A 21,192-nucleotide genomic window follows, 5' to 3' on the forward strand; every position below is an offset into this window, starting at 1 on the left:
TCGCCATTCATCTTCGCGCAACGCGCAGCCCTTCCGATCCCGTCCACCCGGCGGGGCGAATCTTCCCGACGACGATGTCCCACGCCCAGCCAGCCCAGCTTTCCGAGTTCGACCTGATCCGCCGCTATTTCACGCGGCCGGTGCGCAAGGCCGCGCTCGGCGTGGGCGATGACTGCGCGCTGATCGAGGGCCGCCCCGGCCATCACCTGGCCATCAGCACCGACATGCTGGTCAGCGGCCGGCATTTCTTCCCGGACGTGGCGCCGCGCGCGCTCGGCCACAAGGCGCTGGCCGTGAACCTGTCCGACCTGGCCGCCATGGGCGCCGAACCGCGCGCCTTCACACTGGCGCTGGCCCTGCCCGAGGCCGACCCCGCCTGGCTGGCCGAACTGGCCGACGGCATGCTGGCGCTGGCCGACGCCCACGGCTGCGAACTGGTCGGCGGCGACACCACGCGCGGCCCGCTGACGCTCTCGCTGACGGTGTTCGGCGACGTGCCGCTGCGCGCCGCGCTGCGCCGCGACGCCGCCCGGCCCGGCGACGATATCTGGATTTCCGGCACGCTTGGCGACGCCCGCCTGGCGCTGGGCGACTGCCGCGGCGAATGGCTGCTGCCGGAACCCGAGTTCAGCCAGGTGCGCCCGCGCATGGACACGCCCACGCCGCGCGTGGCACTGGGCATGGCCCTGCGCGGCGTGGCGCATGCCGCACTCGACATCTCCGACGGCCTGGTCGGCGACCTGGGCCATATCCTGGAACGCTCGCAAGCAGGCGCGCTGGTCGACGTCGATGCGCTGCCGCGCTCGGCGGTGCTGGCCAGCCAGCCCGATGCCATCCAGCGCGAATGCGTGCTGGCCGGCGGCGACGACTACGAGCTGTGCTTCACCGCGCCCGCCGGCAACCGCGACGCCATTGCGGCGATCAGCGAACGCCTGGCGCTGCCGCTCACACGTGTCGGCACGATCACGCCAGAGCCCGGCCTGCGGCTGGTCGACGGTGCCGGCAACCCGACCCGCTACGAAGGCGCCAGCTTCGACCACTTCGCTGCCCCCTGACACCGGGTCACAGGCATGTCATGATGCCGGCATCGGCGCGCTGCGCGGGCACGGGAGTCCCGCAAGCATGGCAGTGCAAGCCGGCCATAACCATAAGCAGTATCTGCATCACACGAGCCAACTTTGATGTCCACCTTCCCTCCCGGGGCCGCGCCGCGCGACCCCGCCCTGACCCTGGAAGCCGGCCAGACCGTCAAGGTCACGCGCCCGAGCGTGCGCTTCATGCTGGCCCATCCGGCCCACCTGATCGCCTTCGGCTTCGGCTCGGGCCTGTCGCCCGTTGGGCCGGGCACGGTCGGCACGCTCTACGGCTGGCTGTCGTTCGTGGTGATTTCGCTGTGGATCGCGCCCACCACCTGGCTGTGGATCATCGCCGGCGGCTTCCTGGTCGGCCTGTGGGCGTGCGCGCGCACCGCGCGCGACATGGGCGTGCACGACCATGGCAGCATGGTGTGGGACGAGATCGTCGCCTTCTGGCTGGTGCTGGCCTTTGTCATGCCGACCGGCTTCTGGGGGCAGTTCGCCGCCTTCCTGTGGTTCCGGCTGTTCGATATCGCCAAGCCCGCGCCGATCGGCCACTATGACCGCACGCTCAAGGGCCCGGGCCTGCGCGGCGGCTTTGGCGTGATGTTCGACGACATCTTCGCGGCCTTCTACACGCTGCTGGTGTTTGCGCTGTGGCGCTCGTTCTGAGCCACGATCGCCGCGCATCGCCAGCCATTGCAAGCTGATTCCCCCCAAAACTACCCCGTATCCATCATGTCCGTCAGCCGCCTGCTCGACCAGCTCGCCATCCAGGCCGGCGTCACCCTTGCCGACAAGTCCCTGATGCTGGCCACTGCCGAATCCTGCACCGGCGGGCTGGTGGCTGCCGCCATTACCGATGTATCCGGCTCGTCCGGCTGGTTCGAGCGCGGCTTCGTCACCTATTCCAATGAGGCCAAGTCCACCATGCTGGGCGTGCCCGCCAAGCTGATCCGCGACCACGGCGCGGTCAGCGAGGAAGTGGCGCGCGCCATGGCCGAAGGCGCGCTGCTCAACAGCCGCGCCCAGGTGGCGCTGTCGATCACCGGCGTGGCAGGGCCCAACGGCGGCACCCCGGAAAAGCCGGTGGGCATGGTCTGCTTCGGCTGGAGCAACCGCATTACCACGCATACCGAGACCCAGCGCTTTCGCGGCGACCGCGGCCAGATCCGCCGGCAGGCGGCCGAGCATGCCATGCGGGGGCTGCTGGAGCTGATTCGGAACGAGGCCTGAGGCCGGCGGCCGGCAACCTCCGCCCCAATAAAAAAACCGCGCCGTCTCCGGCGCGGTTTTTTTATCTACGCCCGGCCTCAGCCGTGGCGGTAGCGATTGATGGTCTCCCGCGTCTGCAGCGCGACATTGCGCGCCGCCGCCGCAAAATCCTTCTCGCGGCTGGCGTAAAGGATGGCGCGCGACGAGTTGATCATCATGCCGGTGCCGTCCGCGGTGCGCCCCGCCTTGACCGTAGCCTCGATGTCGCCACCCTGCGCGCCGATGCCCGGGATCAGCAGCGGCATGTCGCCGACGATCTGGCGCACCCGCGCGATCTCGTTGGGGAAGGTCGCGCCGACCACCAGGCCCATCTGGCCGGTGGTGTTCCAGCGCTCGCGCGCGGCCTCGGCCACCAGCTGGTACAGCGGCTTGCCGTCGACCTGCAGGAACTGCACGTCCGAGCCGCCCGGGTTGGAGGTGCGGCACAGCACGATCACGCCGCGGTCCGGATAGGCCAGGTACGGTTGCATCGAATCGAAGCCCATGTACGGGCTGACCGTGACCGCGTCAGCGTGGTAGCGCTCAAAGGCCTCCAGCGCGTAGTGCTCGGCGGTCGAGCCGATGTCGCCGCGCTTGGCGTCCAGGATCACCGGGATGCCGGGGTGGGCGTCGTGGATATAGTGGATCAGCTGCTCGAGCTGGTCTTCGGCGCGCTGCGAGTGGAAGTACGCAATCTGCGGCTTGAAGGCACAGACCAGGTCGGCGGTGGCGTCAACGATCTCGCGGCAGAACGAAAAGATGGCGCCGCCCGCCCCGGTCAGGGACAGCGGCAGCTTCTGCGGGTCAGGATCGAGCCCGACGCACAGGAGGGAATCGTTGCGCTGCCAGGCGGCAGCAAGCTGCTCGGTGAAAGTCATGGGTACTCGGAATATCCTGGTGGCGCCGGCGCCCCATTGGCCCGGCCGGCGCGGTTGGCCGCAGCGGCGTGAAAACCTTTCATGCCTGCAGCATATGTCGCTTCCGGCAATTTTACCCGCTGCGTGCTATGGTTTTGCGCTTCCTCTCAAAACAAAGCGCGGCATGGCGCACAGCCGCGTCCCGTCATGTCTCTCGATCGCCGCGGTATCTTCCTGCTTTTCGTGCTCACCCTTGCCTGGGGCATCAACTGGCCCATCATGAAGGTAGGCGTAGCGCACTTTCCGGCGATGGGCTTCCGCCTGCTGTGCATGGCGGGCGGGCTGGTGGCGCTGGGGCTGGCGCTGCGGCTGCGTGGCGATTCGCTGGCCGTGCCGCGGCGCGAGTGGGGCACGGTGGTCCGCCTGGCCATTCCCAACATGGTGATCTGGCACCTGTTTGCCATCTGCGCGGTCAAGATGCTGTCCTCGGGCCGGGCCGCCATCCTGGGCTACACCATGCCGATCTGGGCAGTGGTCTGGGGCCTGGTGTTCTTCCGCGAGCGCATTGGCGCCTGGGCCTGGCTGGGCATCGGCTGCGCGCTGGCCGGCACGGTGCTGCTGCTTTCCGGCGAGATCGCCGCGCTGACCGGCAGCCCGGCCGGCACGCTGCTGATGCTGCTGGCCGCGGCCGGCTGGGGCTTCGGCACCCAGCTGATGAAGCGCACCCAGACCGACGTGCCCATCGGCGCCATGACTTTCTGGATGCTGGCCGTGACCCTGCCCTTCCTGGCGGCCGGCTCGCTGCTGCTGGAAGACGGCTGGCGCATGCCCACGGCCATCGAATGGGGCGCCATCGCCTACAACGCGGTGGTGGTCTTCGCCTTCTGCCACCTGGTCTGGTTCGGGCTGGCGCGCAGCCTGCCGCCGGTGGTGTCGAGCCTGTCGATCATGTTCATTCCGGTGGTCGGGGTGTTCTCGGGCATGTGGATGCTGGGCGAGCAGCCGCACTGGCAGGATTACGCGGCGATCGTGCTGATGTTCCTGGCGCTGTCGTCGGTGATGCTGGCGCCGCTGCTGTGGCGCCGGCTGCAGGGCGTGCTGGGCTGATCCCCGGGGTGGGCGCGCCCCGGGTCGTGAGAGGGCAACAACGGGCCGCTTGCGCGGAGATTTCACTTAACAAGCCACCCTACGTTGGGCTACACTCGCGGCCATCACAATCCCGGAGAAATTACGTGGGCAGTAGCATCGGGTGTTCGAGTTGCCGCAGCAGCGCTGCGACCTCTGCGAATGCCATGTCACTGCGGGCTGCGTAACGACGACCCGCCCGGAGCACCCGGCTCCGCGCCTCGTCGGCCTCGCCCGCAGCAGAACTGCGGGCGAGTGTCTTTCCGTGCCACCGGCGGCGCCATCCATGCGCGCCGCACCGCGTGCGGATTTTCCCTCTCCCGGCTAGCCAGCCAACCCAGGCAAACGCCATCGCCTTGCACCGCCCGCCGAGTCCGTTGCGTCCGGCAGCCGCGGCACAGCGCGATCACGCTTGCCCGTGGCCCGGCCCTGGCAGAGCGCCTTCCGGCGTCTCGCCAGGCCATGCAGGGCATGACGGATTACCTGGGAATGCGGCGAGCCGCCTGCGCTTGTCTTCGCGCTTGTCTTTGTTTTTCGTCGCAATCAGCAATAAGGAATCCCGGGGATGATCAACCTGTTCGTCCTGCAGAAAGGCCGGCTTGCCCAGGAGCAGGTCGACGAGCGCAATGAGCTGCTGCAGCACAAGCCGATCTGGATCGATGTCGTCAATCCCGACGACGAAGAACTGAACTGGATCAAGGAAGCCTATGGCGTCGCCCTTCCTGAACTGGAAGACCTGGGCGACCTGGAAGCGTCCGCGCGATATTTCGAGGGCGAGGACGAGAATATCCATATCCGCACCGACTTCCTGCTGGACGAGGAAGAGGTGTTGTCGCGCAACGTGCGCGTGGCCTTCGTGCTGACGCGCGACGTGCTGTTCTCCATCCACGACGAAGACCTGCCGGTGTTCCGGCTGGTGCGGCTGCGCGCGCGCATGCGTCCGGGCTCGGTGCGCAACGCCAAGGACGTGCTGATGGACCTGTACGCGACCGACGCGGAATACTCCGCCGACTCGATCGAGGAAGTCTACGAACGCCTGGAAGAAGCCAGCCGCCGCGTGCTGGCCGAGAACGTGACCGATGCCGCCGCGGCCGACGTGCTGGAAACCATCGCCCGCGAGGAAGACTTGAACGGTCGCATCCGCCGCAACGTGATGGACACGCGCCGCGCGGTGTCCTTCCTGATGCGCAGCCAGCTGCTGTCGGCCGAACAGCAGGACGAGGCCCGCCAGATCCTGCGCGACATCGACTCGATCGAGAACCACACCGCGTTCCTGTTCGACAAGATCAACTTCCTGATGGACGCGACCGTCGGTTTCATCAACATCAACCAGAACAAGATCATCAAACTGTTCTCGGTGGTGTCGGTGGCGCTGATGCCGCCCACGCTGATCGCCAGCATCTACGGCATGAACTTCAAGTTCATGCCGGAGCTGGACTGGGGCGCGGGCTATCCGTGGGCGATTGCGCTGATGGCGGTGTCGGCGGCGATTCCGCTGGTGTATTTCCGCAGGAAGGGCTGGCTGAGCTGAGCCCCGCGGGGCTCAGTCAGGCAGTGTGGCTGCCCCCATCCGCCGCGCGATGATGCCCGCCTTGGCGCGGAAGTTCACGCGCACGTTGGCGCAGTACTCCTTCTTGTCGAAGCACTTGGGCGCCGGCAGCGCCGCGGCCAGGCGCGCGGACTGGCCCACGCTGAGCTTGTCGGCACTGGTGCGGAAGTAGTGCTGCGCCGCGGCCTGCGCGCCGAACACGCCCTCGCCCCACTCCACCGAATTCAGGTAGATCTCGTAGATGCGCTGCTTGTCCAGCCAGAACTCGAGCATCCACGTGATGGCCAGCTCCTGGCCCTTGCGCAGGTAGTGCTGCTCGGACGACAGGAACAGGTTCTTGGCCAGCTGCTGCGTGATGGTGGAACCGCCGCGCACGATGCGCCCGCGCTTCTTGTTGCGCTCCCAGGCATCGAGCATGGCATCCAGCTCATAGCCCGGGTGGTTGACGAAGTCGGCGTCCTCGCTGGCGATCACCGCGCGCTTGAGGTTGCGCGAAATGCGGTCGTACGCCACCCATTGCCGGTCGAGGCCGCAGTTCCAGACATTGATGCCGCACAGGCGCCAGCGCTCGGCGCGCATGAAGGTGGTGGTGGTCGGGTTGATGTACTGCCACGAGGCGATCTGCACGAAGAAGTACAGCTGCATCGCCACCACGCCCGCCGCCACGCAGCCGAGCAGGTAGCCCAGCCAGCGCACCGGGTTGAACACGGCACGGGCCGGCGCGGCGCTTGCCGTGCGGTTGCGGTTGGCCACGGCTGGCGGCGCCCCGGTCAGCCCTTGCGTTCGGCCTGCAGCGCGGCGCGCAGCTCGGCCAGCACGGGCGCGGTGCGGGGCCGCACGCCACGCCAGATATAGAAGGCCTCGGCGGCCTGTTCGACCAGCATGCCCAGGCCGTCGCTCACGCGCGCGCCGCAGCGGGCGGCGAACTGCAGGAACACGGTAGGCTCGGCGCCGTACATCATGTCGTAGGCCAGTACGCCTTCGCCCAGCAGGAACTCGGGCACCGGCGGCACTTCGCCGTGCAGGCTGCTGGACGAGGCATTGATCACCACGTCGACGGCTTCGTCCTCGGACAGCCCGTCGAGCGCATCGAGCCCGCCGCCCCACAGTTCCACGCCGTACTGGTCCGCGGCTTCGACAAACTCTTCCAGCATGTCGCTGGCGCGCGACGCGGTGCGGTTGGCCACCACGATGCGCGACGGCCGGCATTCGATCAGCGGCAGCATCGCGCCCATGGCGGCGCCGCCGGCGCCCAGCAGCAGCACGCGCTTGCCTTCGATCAGCGTGTCGAGGTTGTCCTGGATATCGCGCACCAGGCCGATGCCGTCGGTGTTGTCGCCATGGATCATGCCCTCTTCGATCCACAGCGTGTTGACCGCGCCGGCGGCCTCGGCGCGCTCGGTCAGGCGGTCGGCCAGGTCATAGGCCTCCAGCTTGAACGGCACCGTCACGTTGCAGCCGTAGCCGCCCTCGGCAAAGAACTGGCGCACGGCATCGGCAAACCCGTCCAGCGGCGCCTCCAGCCGGTCGTACTGCACGGCCTCGCCGGTCTGGCGCGCAAAGGCGGCGTGGATCGCCGGCGAACGGCTGTGCGCAACCGGGTTGCCGATCACCACATAGCGGTCGGAAGTGGCTTGGGAAGAATCAGTGGATGTCATCAGCGTGCCTGCAAGCGGGTTTCCAGCCCGCTGCGCGAAAACTTGAAAGTGGAAATGACTTCGAGGATGTCCTGGCGCGACGCCATCTCGGCGGTAAAGGGGCCGAACGGCGCGGCCGCGCGCACGATCGCCACGGCCTGGCGGTCCAGCGCGGGATCGCCCGAGCTCTTGACCACGTCGATGGCATCGACGTTATAGCCGTCGCGGTTGTAGCCGAGCTTGCCCAGCCGGTTGACGTTGATCACCAGGATCAGCTGGCCGTACAGCGGCTTGCCGTTGCGTTGCGGGAAGTCAGTGGTGCCGCGCGCCTCGATCTTGCTGCGCAGCCGGTCGTAGTACTGCGCGTAGTCGACCGCCTGCGCGCTGGTGGCGGTCAGCTGGAAGCGCTTGGGCCGCTTGGCGTAGTGGTCCAGGTTGCGGCCGATCTCGGCCTCGAGCCTGGCCATCTCGTCGGTCGAGGTGCGCTCGTCCTGGCCGCGCTGCGGGGTGTCCTGGCGCTTCTCGCCGGGCTTGAGCGGCTGGTTGCGCACCGACGGCGCGGCCTCGCGCGACTGGGTCAGCAGGCGTTGCTGCTCCTGTTCCAACTGCTCGACGCGGCGCTGCACCTGGCGCACCAGGTCGCCTTCCTGCGTCAGGGTCTGCGCGGGCAGCGGCGTGGTGGCGCGCTGCAGGTCATGGTCGCCGCCGCCGTCCAGGTTGGCTTGCGCCAGCGCGGTCGGGTTGCGCGGCTTCTGCGCCGACTTGGCGTTGACCAGCACCACGTCCAGCGCGGCATCGCTGCGCTTGATCTCGAACACCTCGGGCGCGGCCACCCGCACCATCAGCAGCACCACGTGCACGGCCACGGAAATGGCCAGCGCCTTGGCCAGCGTACTGCTGTTGTGCCACCTGGCATGCCACCAGTGGCGGGGAGCGGCGAGAGTGGCGTTCACGATGGATGGAGGGTGGCTGAAGGGCGGGCGGCGGCCCGAACCGGTCCGGGCCGGCGGCCTGGCAAGACCGGGGCCACGGGCCCCGGATCAGACAGGCATTGTAAGTGAGTGCCGCCGATTTCCGAAGGCTTCAGCCGGCCGCCGGGGTGCCGGTGTCGCGCTCGCCCGACGCCTCGCCGGCATCGTCGTCGCCAGGTTCGGCCGGGGTCTCGCCCGAGACCCCGGCGGCCTGCTCGGCGGCGTCCTCGGCGGCCGCCTCGGCAGCGGCTTCGGCGGACAGCTCTGCGGCTTCCTCGTCGCTTTCCAGTTCTTCAGAGGGCACCTCGCCTTCACCGGCAAAGATTTCCAGCACCCGGCAGGACACTTCCAGCGTGATCTCGTCGGTCTCGCCGATCTCCAGCAGCACCTGCGTGCCGCGCTGCGCCTGCACCAGTTCGGGCACGCGCGTGACCAGCGGGATCTCGGTAAAGCGCACCGCGCCTTCCTTGAGCACCGAGGCCACCATGCGCTCGCGCTTTTCCTGCTTGAGCCAGCGCAGGCACCAGTAGCGCTCCATGGTCGACTGGTGGTCGGCATAGGCGGCGTAAGTGCCTTCGAAGTCTGCCACCGCGGCCAGCAGGTCGGCGTCCTTGGGCTTGAACGGCGCCACCAGCTTGGCGGTCACGCCGTGCTGGGCCACCGCCAGGATCTGCCACTGGTTGACCAGGTCGACATAGCGGCGCAGCGGCGAGGTGCTCCACGCGTACTGCGCCACGCCCAGGCCCTCATGCGGCGCCGGGTAGGTCTGCATGCGGGTGCGGTGCATGCCCCACGCCTTCTGCGTGCGGTAGATGCCCGGCACGCCGTTGTCGGCCAGCAGCTTGCCCCAGGTGCTGTTGGCCAGGATCATCAGCTCGGCCACGATCTTGTCCAGCGGCGAGCCGCGCTTGCGCTGTTCGATGCGCACGCGCTGGCTGCCGTCGGCCTGGTCATCCAGGTAGAAATTGAAGTCGGCGCGGTTGTGGGTCTCGGGGCGCAGGCCGCTGGCCAGGCGCGCCTTCTGGCGCTCGTCGTACAGGTAGCCGGCAAAGTGCCACAGCTGCGTCAGCGCGTCGCGGAACGGGTAGTCGCCGGTGCCCGCGGCAAGCGCAGCCTCGGTGATGACATCGTCCAGCAGGTTGTGGCGCAGGTTGGCGGCGATCGGCACCATCTCGGCGCGGGTCTCGCTGCCGGTGATCAGCCACACGGTCGGGTCCACCGTCACGTACAGCGACAGCGCCGGGCACGCGCGCCCTTCCTGCAGCGTGTAGCGCTCCACCACGGCGTCGGGCAGCATGGTGATCTTGTCGCCCGGGAAATAGACCGTGGACAGGCGCTGGCGCGCGATCGCATCGAGCGGCTCACTACGGCGGATGCCCAGCGCGGGGGCGGCGATATGGATGCCGATGCGCAGCTTGCCGTCGGGCAGCTTCGTCACGGACAGCGCATCGTCGATCTCGGTGGTGGTGACGTCGTCGATCGAAAACGCTTCGACCTCGGCCACCGGCAGGTCGGCGGTCGGCTCGGGCACGTCGGTATCCGGGAAGCCCGTGCCCTTGGGGAAGCACTCGGCCAGGAACTTGGCCTCATGCAGCGCGCGCGGGCTGGCCACGCCGCCGGCGGCGACCATCAGCCGCATCGGCGTCATGCCGAGCGCGGTGCAGGCGGCGTCCATGGCTTTGAATTCCAGGCTGTTCTTGTCCGGCTTGAACAGCAGCTGCAGCACCTTGTTGCGGAACGTCTCCGGCAGCGTCAGCGCCTTGAGCTGTTCTTCATACTCGGCCTGCACCAGCGCCTGCTGGCGCTTGCGCTCGAGCGCGGCCAGCGCCGCCTTGAGCTGGTCTTCGGGCGCGCGCTGGTAGCGGCCGCGCCCCTTGCGGCGGAAGTACACCGGGTTGCCGTGCAGCGCCATCGCCAGCGCCGCCTGCTGCACCGGGCCGGGCTCGGCGCCGTAGTACTCGGCGGCCAGCTCGGCAAAGCCGAATTCAGCCTCGGGCGCGCATTCCCACAGGAAGTCCAGGTCGATCTCGGCCATCATGTCGCCGGTCTGGCGCACCAGCTCGATTGCCGACGGCTGCGCGAACTGCAGCAGCACGTCGCGCGACTTGACCTTGGTGCGCTTGCCGGCTGGCAGCTCCACCTGGTAAGCCTCGCCCTGCTGGTTCAGCACGGTGCCGGCGCGGATTTCGCCGCCTTCTTCGAACAGCAACTGCATCGATCGGTACTTTCAGAAATGCGCGGAACCGCGTCTGGCCGCCAAGAGGCAGCGCCGGGGCGGGTCCTGTGGGAGAAATGGTGCAGCCGGGCGCAAACGCGTGCGAACGGAAGCGAGTGCGGCGCGCGGGGTGCAAATCGCTGGCCGCGGGCCGCGCCGTATCGGTACGGCCTGAGACCTGGAATGATACCGCACCCCGCTCCGGCGCCTCCGGAGGCCGGCGCACCGGCAAGATGCGTGCACCCGGCCCGCCGTGGCGCCGCGGTTCAGAGCGACATGCCGCCGCTGGCCTCGATCGCCACGCCGTTGACGTAGCTGGCTTCGTCGCTGGCCAGGAAGGCGTAGATGCTGGCGATCTCGGCCGGCTCGGCCAGGCGGCGCAGCCAGCACGACGATTTCATGCCGTCCAGCACCTTTTCCGGCACGGTCTGCAGGATCTCGGTATTGACGAAGCCCGGGCACACCGCGTTCACGCGCACGCCCTTGGGGCCCAGCTCGCGCGCCCAGGTCTTGGTAAAGCCGATCACGCCGAACTTGCTGGCGGCGTAGTTGGTCTGGCCGAAGTTGCCGTACAGGCCGACCACGCTGGAAGCGTTCAGGATCACGCCCTTGCCCTGCTCGGTCATCAGGCCGGCCACGGCCTGCGCGCAGTTGAAGACGCCCTTCAGGTTGACGTCGATGACGGCATCGAACTGGGCCTCGGTCATCTTGGCCAGGCGTGCATCCTTGGTGATGCCGGCGTTATTGACGAGGATGTCGACGCGTTCGTGCGCGGCCAGCACGGCGGCCACCATGGCATCGACTTCGTCGCGCCGGGTCACGTCGACGCGGTAGGCCGACACGGTGGCGCCGGTGGCGGCCAGCTTGTCGGCGGCCTCGCGCACGCGCCCTTCCTGCACGTCGCACAGGACGACGATGGCGCCGTCGGCGGCAAAGCGCTGCGCGGTGGCAAACCCGATGCCAGCGGCGGCACCGGTGATGATGGCAACCCGACCCTGCAGTTTCATCTCGTGGTCTCTTTCTTGATTTCGGTAGTGTGTGTGGAGGGGCTTCGGTCTGTCGTCCGCAAATACCTGGGATGCGGAATCGCCTCGGTCCCCGGGGATGGCCGCGACAGCAGGTCCGGCAGGAACACTTCTGTCACGAGCATGACGCCGCCGCCGCGCCGGAACACCGAGCGCCGCGCCGGCAGCATGGGCAGTGGCGCCATGGCCGGCAGCACGCGCTGCAAGGCCTGGCGCAGCGGATGGTGCGGCAGCAGCCGCGCAAACTGGAACGGCTCGCGCGCCACCGCCGGGTCGACAAACAGCCGACCGCCCAGCGGGCGCTCGCCCAGCCCGCGCAGGAACGGCCAGTCGCGGCGCGCATGGCGGCAGCGCACCACGGTATGGGCAAACACGGCGGGAATATCGTCGCAGATCAGCAGCACCTCGCGCGTCAGCGCGGGGGTGCGGTCGTGCTGGCCCAGCACCTGCCATTCATCGGCCAGCGGGCGCTGCGGGCGCTGCAGCAGGCGCGCCACGCGAAAGCGCTCCGACGCTGCCACCAGGCGCGCGGTCAGCGAGCCGTCGTCACCGGTCACCCAGCGCCGCAGGTTGGGCGTGATGGCTGCATCAAAGGCCAGGTGCGGGCTCCAGCTGCAGCGGCGCGCGGACTGCGCGCTCATGCCGGGCCTGCGCCGGCCGGCACCTTGCCGCCGGGGCCATAGCCGCAGAAGGCGAGCACATCGTCGACGTAGTCGGCAAATTCGCTGATGCCGTGGTCGCTGCCCTCGATCACGCGGATGTTCGCGCCCGGGCAGGCCGCGACCATCTCACGATAGTCCAGCACCTCGTCGCCGGTGGTGGCGATCAGGTAATAGCGTTCGGGATCGGTGATGGTGTCCACGCGCAGGTCCAGCAGCTCCTGCAGGTGGCGGCGCTCGACCGTGACCGAGCCGCCGCCGTGCCACAGCGGCTGTTCGCCCAGGTACGTTTCCAGGTCGGTCCAGGGGTGGATGGCCGGATTGAGCAGCACGGTCTTGCAGCCATGGCGCTCGCCCAGCCAGCGGGCATAGAAGCCGCCCAGCGACGAGCCGACGATGGCGATCTCCTGGTCGCCGCCGGCCTGCGCGGCGCGGATCGCGGCTTGCGCCTGGGCAATGGCCATTTCGGGCGAGACGTTGAGCGTGGGGCAGGCGTAGTAGCGGCCCACGCCCCACTCGCGCATGCGCTCCTGCACCAGCCGGGCCTTGAACGACTGGGGCGAGGAGCGGAATCCGTGCAGGTACAGCAGCATGGTCGTCCTTCCCGCCGGTCAGCGCGCGGCGCCCTGGGCCAGGGCGTCCAGCAGCTTCTGGTGCACGCCGCCGAAGCCGCCGTTGCTCATCACCAGCACGTGGTCGCCCGGCTGCGCCGCGGCACGCACGGCCTGCACCAGCGCGCCCAGGTCCTGGAAGGCGGCGGCCTTGTCGCCCAGCGGCGCCAGCGATCCGGCCAGGTCCCAGCCCAGCGCGTCCTTGCCGGCCGGGGCGCCGTAGCCGAACACCAGGTCGGCCTGCTCCAGGCTGGCCGGCAGCTGCGCCTTCATCACGCCCAGCTTCATGGTGTTGGAGCGCGGCTCCAGCACCGCCAGGATGCGGGCATCGCCGACGCGGCGGCGCAGCCCGTCCAGCGTGGTCTGGATCGCGGTCGGATGGTGGGCGAAGTCGTCATAGACGGTCACGCCGCCGGCTGCGCCGCGCACTTCCATGCGGCGCTTGACGTTGGCAAAGCGGGACAGCGATTCGATCGCCTGCGCGGCCGGCACGCCCACATGGCGCGCGGCGGCAATCGCGGCCAGCGCATTCATGCGGTTGTGGGTGCCCTGCAGGTCCCAGACCACGGTGCCCTGCACGGCATCGCCAAACCAGACGTCGAAGGCGTCCTTGCCGGGCGCCGCAGTGGCGGCAGCATCGCTCTCGCGCCAGTCGCCCACGCCAAACTGCTCGACCTCGCTCCAGCAGCCGCGCTCCAGCACGCGTGCCAGGCTTTCCTCCACGCCGTTGACGACGATCCGGCCCTGGCCGGGCACGGTGCGCACCAGGTGGTGGAACTGGGTCTCGATCGCCGCCAGATCCGGGAAGATGTCGGCGTGATCGTATTCCAGGTTGTTCAGGATCGCGGTGCGCGGGCGGTAGTGGACAAACTTGCTGCGCTTGTCGAAGAAGGCGGTGTCGTACTCGTCGGCCTCGATCACGAAGAAGTCCGATTCGGTCACGCGCGCCGAGATGCCGAAGTTCTGCGGCACCCCGCCCACCAGGAAGCCGGGGTTGTAGCCGGCATCTTCCAGGATCCAGGCCAGCATCGACGTGGTGGTGGTCTTGCCATGCGTGCCGGCCACCGCCAGCACCCACTTGCGCGCCAGCACGTGCTCGCCCAGCCATTGCGGGCCCGACACATAGGGCAGGTTGCGGTCGAGGATGGCCTCCATCAGCGGGTTGCCGCGCGAGACCACGTTGCCGATCACGAACAGGTCCGGCTCCAGCGACAGCTGGGCGGGGTCGAAGCCTTCGGTCAGCTCGATCCCCTGGGCCTCGAGCTGGGTGCTCATCGGCGGGTAGACATTGGCATCGCAGCCGGTGACGCGGTGGCCGGCCTCTTTGGCCAGCACCGCCAGGCCGCCCATGAAGGTGCCGCAGATGCCAAGGATATGAATATGCATGGGTTCCCGGAAAGACTTGAAGCCCGCAGGCGTGGGGATTCGGCACCCGGCGTGGCGCGGCGGCACGGCGGCGGTTTCAGGCCGTGTCTTGCGGTGCGGTGGCCGGGCAGGAAGCCTTCGATTGTACCCGAGCGCCCGCGGCCTTCGCTGCACTGCGGCAGCGCGCGCACCGGTTGCGCGGAAGCCTCCGGTATCATGGGGCATGACCCGACGCACCGCCCCCGACCCCACCCGCCTGCGCGAGGAAATCGCCCAGGCTGCCGCCCGGATGATTGCCGAGGACGGTGCCGACTACGCCACCGCCAAGCGCAAGGCCGCCCGCCAGGTGCTGGGCGAGCAGCGCGTGCCCGGCGAATGGCTGCCCGACAACGAACAGGTCGAAGCCGAGGTGCGCGCCTACCAGGCGCTGTTCCACGCCGACAGCCAGCCCCGCGTGCTGGCGCTGCTGCGCCGGCTGGCGGTGCTGGCCATGGAAGACCTGGCGCCGTTCCGGCCTTACCTGGCCGGCGCCGTGCTCAACGGCACCGCCACCGAGCACTCCGATATCTATCTGCAGTGCTTCTGCGACAGCGCCAAGGATGCGACGCTGCACCTGATCAACGCCGGCGTGGACTTCGAGACCAGCGAAAGCCGGCATTTCGGCGGCCGCGGCGAGGTCGAGACCCTCAGCTTCCTGTGGAAAGGCCAGTGGCCCGACCGCCGCGAGGCCCGGCTGCTCGCCGGCGAGGTGCGCGCGGAACTGGGTGCCCCGGTCGGCATTCATATTGCACTGTATGATGCCGTCGACGAACGCGGCGCCGTGCGTGCCGACGCCTCGGGGCGCCCGGCCCGCGCCGACGTGCAGGCGGTACGGGCGCTGTTGGACGCGCCCGGCGATGCCGACCCGGCCTGACGCCCGCCCCCTACTTCACTGGTCCAAGCCATCCCCGTGACTGAAACCGTTTCCTCGCCCGCCCGCCGCTCCCGCCTCTGGCTGTGGATCACCGTGGCCGTGGTCGCCTGCGCCACCGGCGCACTGGCCGGCCATTTCGTGTTCTCGCCCAAGCCCGCCAGCGACCAGGCGGTGGAAACCTTCTTCCAGACACGCCTGCCCGACGCCGCCGGCGCCGACCTGGACCTGGGCAAGCTGCGCGGCAAGACCGTGGTGATCAACTTCTGGGCGCCCTGGTGCGGGCCGTGTGTCGAGGAAATGCCGGAGCTGACCGCGCTGCATGAGGAATACAAGAGCCGCCAGGTGGAGTTTGTCGGCATCGGCATCGATTCAGCCGCCAATATCCAGCAGTTCACCAGGAAGGTCCCAGTGGCCTACCCGCTCGCCGTGGCCGGTTTTGCCGGCACCGAGCTGTCGCGCAACTTCGGCAACAGCGCCGGCGGCCTGCCCTATACGGTGGTGATCAACCCGGACGGGTCGGTGAAGTACCGCAAGATGGGACGGGTGACGGCCGAGGAACTGCGGGCCGTGCTGCCACGCGCCTGAGCGTATTCTTCCGCCAAATTCGCTGAATTTCGGTTTTCTTCAGCGATTTGTTTCGCCGGTGCGCTAAATCGGCCAGAAAGTGCTTAAAGGGCCGCCGAGCGTCGCACAAGGTCGCCAAGCCTTGTATCGCGTGCTAGACAAATCCCTCTAAGCTACGGTAATCTCCGCGCAATTTCGTTGATCTGGTCGAGCCGCCGTGACTGCAACCCGCTCCATCCGTCGCTCAGCCCGCTACCGCAAGGTGCTGGTCCTGCATGGGCCAAACCTGAACCTGCTGGGCACGCGCGAGCCGGAAACCTACGGGCACACGATGCTTGCCGATATCGACGCGGCCCTGGCCGAACGCGCGGCAAAAGCCGGCGTTTCGCTGGATACGTTCCAGTCCAACCATGAGGGGGCACTGGTCGACCGCATCCACGCCGCACGCGCGGAAGGGGTCGAGTTCATCATCATCAACCCGGCTGCCTACACGCATACCAGCGTGGCGCTGCGCGATGCCCTGGCCGGCGTGGCGATCCCGTTCGTCGAGGTGCACCTGTCCAACGTGCACCGGCGCGAAAGCTTCCGGCACCACTCCTATTTCTCCGACGTGGCGGTCGGGGTGATCTGCGGGCTTGGCTGGCAGGGTTACCTGCTGGCGCTGGACTATGTGCTGGGCCAGGAGCAGCCGCCACCCGAGAGTTCGGGGAGCTGAACTCCCAAGATTTTTTCGACAACCTGCGCGCGCCGCCCGGCGGCCTGCGCCCGTTGGCGTGCCTCGGCACGGCGGGCGCGGATTTCCGGTGGCCGGCAACACGATTCTTCCGCCGCGGCCCGTCCCGGGCAGCGGCCGGATAACCCGATTCAGGAGGATAAAAAGATGGACCTGCGCAAGCTGAAGACGCTTATCGACCTGGTGGCCGAATCCGGCATCTCCGAGCTGGAAGTCACCGAAGGCGACGGCAAGGTACGCATCGTCAAGCAACCGCCGCAAATCATCGCCGCGCCGATGGCCATGCCGCAGATGCAGGCGCTGCCGCCCGCTGCGGCCGCCGCACCGGCTGGTGCCGCGGCACCGGCTGCAGAGCCCGCCGCCCAGCTGCCCGCCGGCCATGTGGTGACCTCGCCGATGGTGGGCACGTTCTACCGTGCGCCGTCGCCGGGCGCCGCGCCGTTCGTCAACGTCGGCGACTCGGTCAAGGAAGGCCAGACCGTCTGCATCATCGAAGCCATGAAGCTCCTCAACGAAATCGAGTGCGACAAGGCCGGCGTCATCAAGGAAATCCTGGTCGAGAACGGCCAGGCCGTCGAGTACGGCCAGCCGCTGTTCGTTATCGGCTGATCCTGACCGGCATGCCACGCCGCACGCTGCCATCGGCCACGCAAGTGGCCCCCGCAGCAGGGTCCGTGCGGCATGCCATGGCGTTGTTTGGCGCCAGGGACGTTGTGGGCTTCGCGGCCCGTTCCGTGCAGTTCCATGCAGTTCCGCGCAGTATGGCGGCCGCGGCGGCGACAACCCCGGGCCGCGCGCCCGGCGTGCCGTTGCGGCACGCAGCGGGACCGCTACTGTTCTCGCAGAGAGAGACCATGTTTGAAAAAATTCTGATCGCGAACCGCGGCGAAATCGCTCTTCGCATCCAGCGCGCCTGCCGCGAACTGGGCATCAAGACGGTCGTGGTGTACTCCGAGGCCGACAAAGAGGCCAAGTACGTACGCCTGGCAGACGAAGCCGTCTGCATCGGCCCGGCACCGTCGCCGCTGTCGTACCTGAACATGCCGGCCATCATCTCGGCCGCCGAAGTGACCGACGCGCAAGCCATCCACCCCGGCTACGGCTTCTTGTCCGAGAACGCCGATTTTGCCGAGCGCGTGGAGAAGTCCGGCTTCGTCTTTATCGGCCCGACCGCCGACAGCATCCGCCTGATGGGCGACAAGGTCTCGGCCAAGCAGGCCATGATCAAGGCCGGCGTGCCGTGCGTGCCCGGCTCGGACGGCGCCCTGCCCGACGATCCCAAGGAAATCCTGGCGACCGCGCGCCACGTGGGCTACCCGGTGATCATCAAGGCCGCAGGCGGCGGCGGTGGCCGCGGCATGCGCGTGGTGCACACGGAAGCCGCGCTGATCAACGCCGTCAACATGACGCGTGAAGAAGCCGGCCGCGCCTTCGGCAATCCCGAGGTCTACATGGAGAAGTTCCTTGAGAACCCGCGCCATGTGGAAATCCAGATCCTCGCCGACCAGCACCGCCAGGCGATCTGGCTGGGCGAGCGCGACTGCTCGATGCAGCGCCGCCACCAGAAGGTGATCGAGGAAGCGCCCGCGCCGCACATTCCGCGCCGCCTGATCGAGCGCATCGGCGACCGTTGCGCCGATGCCTGCAAGAAGATGGGCTACCGCGGCGCCGGCACTTTCGAGTTCCTGTACGAGAACAACGAGTTCTACTTCATCGAGATGAACACGCGCGTGCAGGTCGAGCACCCGGTCACCGAGATGATCACCGGCATCGACATCGTGCAGGAGCAGATCCGCATCGCCTTCGGCGAGAAGCTGCGCTTGCGCCAGAAGGACGTGCAGTTCCGCGGCCACGCGATCGAATGCCGCGTGAACGCCGAGGATCCGTTCAAGTTCACGCCGTCGCCGGGCCGCATCACCGCCTGGCACATGCCCGGCGGCCCGGGTGTGCGGGTCGACTCGCACGCGTATGATGGTTACTTCGTCCCGCCCAACTACGATTCGATGATCGGCAAGATCATCACTTACGGCGCCACGCGCGAGCAGGCCATTGCCCGCATGCGCATCGCGCTGTCGGAAATGGTGGTGGACGGGATCCAGACCAACGTGCCGCTGCACCGCGAGCTGATGATGGACGCCAACTTCGTTGAAGGCGGCACCAGCATCCACTATCTCGAGCATCGCCTGGCGGAGCGCGCGAAGGCCTGACGCAACGTTACCCGCAACACACAAGCAGCAAGCAAGGAAGCCCGTGGCATTTCAGGAATGTGTGATCGAAGTGGCGCAGGACCAGGCCGAAGCCTGGTCTGATGCCCTGTTCGACCTCGGCGCGCTGTCGGTCTCGGTGGAAGATGCCGATGCCGACACGCCCGACGAGCAGCCGCTCTTTGGCGAGCCCGGGCTGGAACCGAAGCAACTCGCGTGGAACCGCTCGCGCGTGGTGGCGCTGTTCGGCGACGATGCCGATCCGGCCGTGGTGGTGGCGGCAGCCGCCAACCAGCTGGGCATCGACCCGGTGCCGGCCTACCAGCTGCGCGCGGTCGAGGACCAGGACTGGGTGCGGCTGACGCAATCCCAGTTCGAGCCGATCCGCATCGGCGAGCGCATCTGGGTGGTGCCGTCGTGGCACGACGCCCCCGAGCCCGATGCCGTGGTGCTGGAACTCGACCCGGGCCTGGCCTTCGGCACCGGCAGCCATCCCACCACGCGGCTGTGCATGCAGTGGCTGGAGCAGAACCTGAAGCCGGGCGAAACCGTGCTCGACTATGGCTGCGGCTCCGGCATCCTGGCCATCGTGGCGCGCAAGCTGGGCGCGGGCGACACCGTCGGCATCGACATCGATCCCAACGCGGTGGATGCGTCGCGCTACAACGCCGAGCGCAACCGGGTGGAAGCCTCGTTCGCGCTGCCCGAATCGGTGTCCGAGGCCAGCTACGACCTGGTGGTCGCCAATATCCTGTCCAATCCGCTCAAGCTGATGGCCGCCATGCTGAGCGCGCGCGTGCGCGCCGGCGGACGGCTGGTGCTGTCCGGCGTGCTGGAGCGCCAGGCGGATGAAGTCGCCGCGGCGTATGCCCCCTGGCTGCCGCTGACGGTGTGGCGCAGCGAGGAAGGCTGGGTGTGCCTGCATGGCACCCGCGGCACCCGTCCCTGATTCACACCGATGGCCGCCGTCAAGCTAGTCACGCGCTGCCCGGCCTGCCGCACCGCCTTCCGGCTGGTCGCCGACCAGCTGCGCCTGCGCCAGGGGCTGGTGCGCTGCGGCCAGTGCGAAACGGTGTTCGACGCGCGCGAGCACCTGATCGAGATTCCGCTGCCGGCCGACGCTGCATCATCGGCATCATCGGCGCCGTCTGCGGCAACTTCACCGGCCGCACCTCCCACCCCCTCGACGCCGCCCGCATCGGCTGAAGCCGCACCTGCGCCGCAGCCTGCCTTCACCCCGACCATCGACCCCGGCTATGACGTGCCGGCACTGGATGCGCCGACGATGCTGATGTCGTCGCCGGAGGACATGGCCATGCCGGCACCCGCCGGCATGGAAGACGCCGAGATCGAGCACGCGCTGCGCGAAGCCAACGAAGCCGTCGCCCATCGCGATGCACGCGACGCAGAACGCCACGCTGCCGGCCCGGAAGCGGCCGAGCCCGCCACTGTCACGGCACCGGAGCAAGCCGAGGGTACGCCGGCACAGCCGGCACAAGCGGCCGCCTGGCCGGCACTCGATCACGGCGCGCTCGATACCCCCGCCGCACCGGCGGCACCCCCGGCCGCTGCGGCGACACCGGCAGCGCTGCAACCCGCCGACGCCGACGCCGAGCCCGCGCCAGTGGCACCCGCTGCCAGCATCCCCAGCGCAAGCGAGTTCCTGCGCGCGGCGTCAGCCGATGCCGGATCCGAGCCGACCGCGTGGCCGGATGAGGCATCGGCCCGCCCCGCCGCCTCGCCCGCCTCACCGACCGTTGGCGACGACGACAACGCCCCCGGCCCCGACACCGGCCAGCCCTTCAGCGTCACCGGCGGCGCCGTCGCGCGCGAGCAGACCACGCGCCGCTGGGCGCGCACCGAAGCACCGTCCGGCCCGGTCTTCGCCCCCGACTTCCTGCGCCATGCGCGTGAGCGCGAACGCGAACGCCAGCCCCGCAAGCCAGTGACCGTGTCCCGCTCCGCCTGGCGCGTGGCCGCCGTGATGCTTGCCATGGCCGCGGCCGTGCAAGTGGTCTACCTGGCACGCAGCCAGCTGGCCGGCCAGTTCCCGATGCTGCGCCCGGCACTCGAGGCCGCCTGCGCGCCGCTGGGCTGCGACGTGCCGCCGTGGCGCGACATCGATGCGCTGCGCATCGAGACCTCGCAGCTGCAGCGCCAGGATGAAGACGGCGACACCTACGTGCTGGCGGTCACGCTGCGCAACCTGGGCCGCGCCAGCACCGCCCTGCCCGCGATCGAGCTGGTGATGACCGACCTGCAGGACCAGCTGCTGTTGCGCCGGGTGCTGCAACCCGCGGAGTACCTGGAGCCGTCGCAAAAGGCCTTTGCCGCGCAGGGTCTTCGCGCGGGCATGGAGCTGCCGGTTCGGGTACGATTCCGGACGCAGCAGGCGCCAGCCAACTATCGCGTGCTGATTTTTTACCCCTGAATT

General features: G+C 68.6%; 21 protein-coding genes. 12 read left to right on the forward strand and 9 right to left on the reverse strand.

Annotation, left to right across the window (positions count from 1 at the left end; genetic code table 11):
- Window positions 1-74 precede the first annotated feature (74 nt).
- From thiL to ACW4E8_RS13160, 3 genes are all read left to right on the forward strand, one after another.
- On the forward strand, window positions 75-1,055 hold the full coding sequence (gene thiL / locus ACW4E8_RS13150) for a thiamine-phosphate kinase (protein WP_456804909.1): 981 nt from the start codon (window positions 75-77) through the stop codon (window positions 1,053-1,055).
- A 126-nt stretch (window positions 1,056-1,181) separates the two neighbouring features.
- Complete coding sequence (locus ACW4E8_RS13155; RefSeq protein ID WP_456804910.1) at window positions 1,182-1,748, forward strand: phosphatidylglycerophosphatase A family protein; 567 nt, start codon at window positions 1,182-1,184, stop codon at window positions 1,746-1,748.
- Between the two features lie 66 nt (window positions 1,749-1,814).
- On the forward strand, window positions 1,815-2,312 hold the full coding sequence (locus ACW4E8_RS13160) for a CinA family protein (protein ID WP_456804911.1): 498 nt from the start codon (window positions 1,815-1,817) through the stop codon (window positions 2,310-2,312).
- A gap of 77 nt (window positions 2,313-2,389) precedes the next feature.
- Here the strand turns inward: ACW4E8_RS13160 and pyrF are convergent, their stop codons facing one another.
- Window positions 2,390-3,208 carry an orotidine-5'-phosphate decarboxylase gene (pyrF, locus tag ACW4E8_RS13165; protein ID WP_010813198.1) on the reverse strand — a complete coding sequence of 273 codons (819 nt, stop codon included), beginning with the start codon at window positions 3,206-3,208 and terminating at the stop codon, window positions 2,390-2,392.
- Window positions 3,209-3,394: 186 nt separating this feature from the next.
- On the opposite strand from pyrF, the gene ACW4E8_RS13170 reads away from it, so the two are divergent.
- The gene (locus ACW4E8_RS13170; protein WP_456804912.1) at window positions 3,395-4,294 is read left to right on the forward strand and encodes a DMT family transporter; all 900 of its coding nucleotides are present in this window, start codon (window positions 3,395-3,397) and stop codon (window positions 4,292-4,294) included.
- 583 nt (window positions 4,295-4,877) lie between these two features.
- The gene (gene corA, locus ACW4E8_RS13175; protein ID WP_456804913.1) at window positions 4,878-5,843 is read left to right on the forward strand and encodes a magnesium/cobalt transporter CorA; all 966 of its coding nucleotides are present in this window, start codon (window positions 4,878-4,880) and stop codon (window positions 5,841-5,843) included.
- Between the two features lie 12 nt (window positions 5,844-5,855).
- On the opposite strand, the gene mtgA is transcribed toward corA, so the two are convergent.
- The 8 genes from mtgA to mpl form a co-directional block, all read right to left on the reverse strand.
- The gene (mtgA, locus tag ACW4E8_RS13180) at window positions 5,856-6,557 is read right to left on the reverse strand and encodes a monofunctional biosynthetic peptidoglycan transglycosylase (protein ID WP_456804961.1); all 702 of its coding nucleotides are present in this window, start codon (window positions 6,555-6,557) and stop codon (window positions 5,856-5,858) included.
- Window positions 6,558-6,631: 74 nt separating this feature from the next.
- On the reverse strand, window positions 6,632-7,519 hold the full coding sequence (gene aroE, locus ACW4E8_RS13185) for a shikimate dehydrogenase (protein ID WP_456804914.1): 888 nt from the start codon (window positions 7,517-7,519) through the stop codon (window positions 6,632-6,634).
- A complete protein-coding gene (locus tag ACW4E8_RS13190) occupies window positions 7,519-8,451 on the reverse strand; it encodes an energy transducer TonB family protein (protein WP_456804915.1) in 933 nt (310 codons plus the stop codon). The genes aroE and ACW4E8_RS13190 overlap by 1 nt, the downstream gene beginning before the upstream one ends.
- A 130-nt stretch (window positions 8,452-8,581) precedes the next feature.
- The gene (locus ACW4E8_RS13195) at window positions 8,582-10,684 is read right to left on the reverse strand and encodes a ribonuclease catalytic domain-containing protein (protein ID WP_456804916.1); all 2,103 of its coding nucleotides are present in this window, start codon (window positions 10,682-10,684) and stop codon (window positions 8,582-8,584) included.
- A gap of 266 nt (window positions 10,685-10,950) precedes the next feature.
- Window positions 10,951-11,691, reverse strand: a complete 741-nt coding sequence (gene fabG, locus ACW4E8_RS13200) for a 3-oxoacyl-ACP reductase FabG (protein ID WP_456804917.1) — start codon at window positions 11,689-11,691, stop codon at window positions 10,951-10,953.
- On the reverse strand, window positions 11,688-12,350 hold the full coding sequence (locus ACW4E8_RS13205) for a chorismate--pyruvate lyase family protein (RefSeq protein WP_456804918.1): 663 nt from the start codon (window positions 12,348-12,350) through the stop codon (window positions 11,688-11,690). The genes fabG and ACW4E8_RS13205 overlap by 4 nt, the downstream gene beginning before the upstream one ends.
- Complete coding sequence (locus tag ACW4E8_RS13210; RefSeq protein WP_456804919.1) at window positions 12,347-12,961, reverse strand: YqiA/YcfP family alpha/beta fold hydrolase; 615 nt, start codon at window positions 12,959-12,961, stop codon at window positions 12,347-12,349. Before ACW4E8_RS13210 ends, ACW4E8_RS13205 begins: the two co-directional genes overlap by 4 nt.
- Window positions 12,962-12,979: 18 nt before the next feature.
- On the reverse strand, window positions 12,980-14,365 hold the full coding sequence (gene mpl, locus ACW4E8_RS13215) for a UDP-N-acetylmuramate:L-alanyl-gamma-D-glutamyl-meso-diaminopimelate ligase (RefSeq protein ID WP_456804920.1): 1,386 nt from the start codon (window positions 14,363-14,365) through the stop codon (window positions 12,980-12,982).
- Window positions 14,366-14,567: 202 nt separating this feature from the next.
- Here mpl and ACW4E8_RS13220 point away from each other — a divergent pair, with 202 nt between their 5' ends.
- The 7 genes from ACW4E8_RS13220 (at window position 14,568) to ACW4E8_RS13250 (ending at window position 21,189) form a co-directional block, all read left to right on the forward strand.
- Window positions 14,568-15,257, forward strand: coding sequence for a UDP-N-acetylmuramate--alanine ligase (locus ACW4E8_RS13220; RefSeq protein WP_456804921.1), 690 nt, complete (start codon window positions 14,568-14,570; stop codon window positions 15,255-15,257).
- A 36-nt stretch (window positions 15,258-15,293) separates the two neighbouring features.
- The gene (locus ACW4E8_RS13225; RefSeq protein WP_456804922.1) at window positions 15,294-15,842 is read left to right on the forward strand and encodes a TlpA family protein disulfide reductase; all 549 of its coding nucleotides are present in this window, start codon (window positions 15,294-15,296) and stop codon (window positions 15,840-15,842) included.
- A gap of 196 nt (window positions 15,843-16,038) precedes the next feature.
- Window positions 16,039-16,536, forward strand: a complete 498-nt coding sequence (gene aroQ, locus ACW4E8_RS13230) for a type II 3-dehydroquinate dehydratase (RefSeq protein WP_456804923.1) — start codon at window positions 16,039-16,041, stop codon at window positions 16,534-16,536.
- 165 nt (window positions 16,537-16,701) lie between these two features.
- Entirely contained in the window at window positions 16,702-17,163 is a 462-nt protein-coding gene (accB, locus tag ACW4E8_RS13235) for an acetyl-CoA carboxylase biotin carboxyl carrier protein (protein ID WP_456804924.1), read from the forward strand.
- 245 nt (window positions 17,164-17,408) lie between these two features.
- Entirely contained in the window at window positions 17,409-18,761 is a 1,353-nt protein-coding gene (gene accC / locus ACW4E8_RS13240; protein ID WP_456804925.1) for an acetyl-CoA carboxylase biotin carboxylase subunit, read from the forward strand.
- A gap of 43 nt (window positions 18,762-18,804) precedes the next feature.
- A complete protein-coding gene (gene prmA / locus ACW4E8_RS13245; RefSeq protein ID WP_456804926.1) occupies window positions 18,805-19,707 on the forward strand; it encodes a 50S ribosomal protein L11 methyltransferase in 903 nt (300 codons plus the stop codon).
- A 9-nt stretch (window positions 19,708-19,716) separates the two neighbouring features.
- Entirely contained in the window at window positions 19,717-21,189 is a 1,473-nt protein-coding gene (locus ACW4E8_RS13250) for a DUF3426 domain-containing protein (RefSeq protein ID WP_456804927.1), read from the forward strand.
- Window positions 21,190-21,192 lie beyond the last annotated feature (3 nt).

It is taken from the genome of Cupriavidus sp. CP313, from assembly GCF_054072015.1.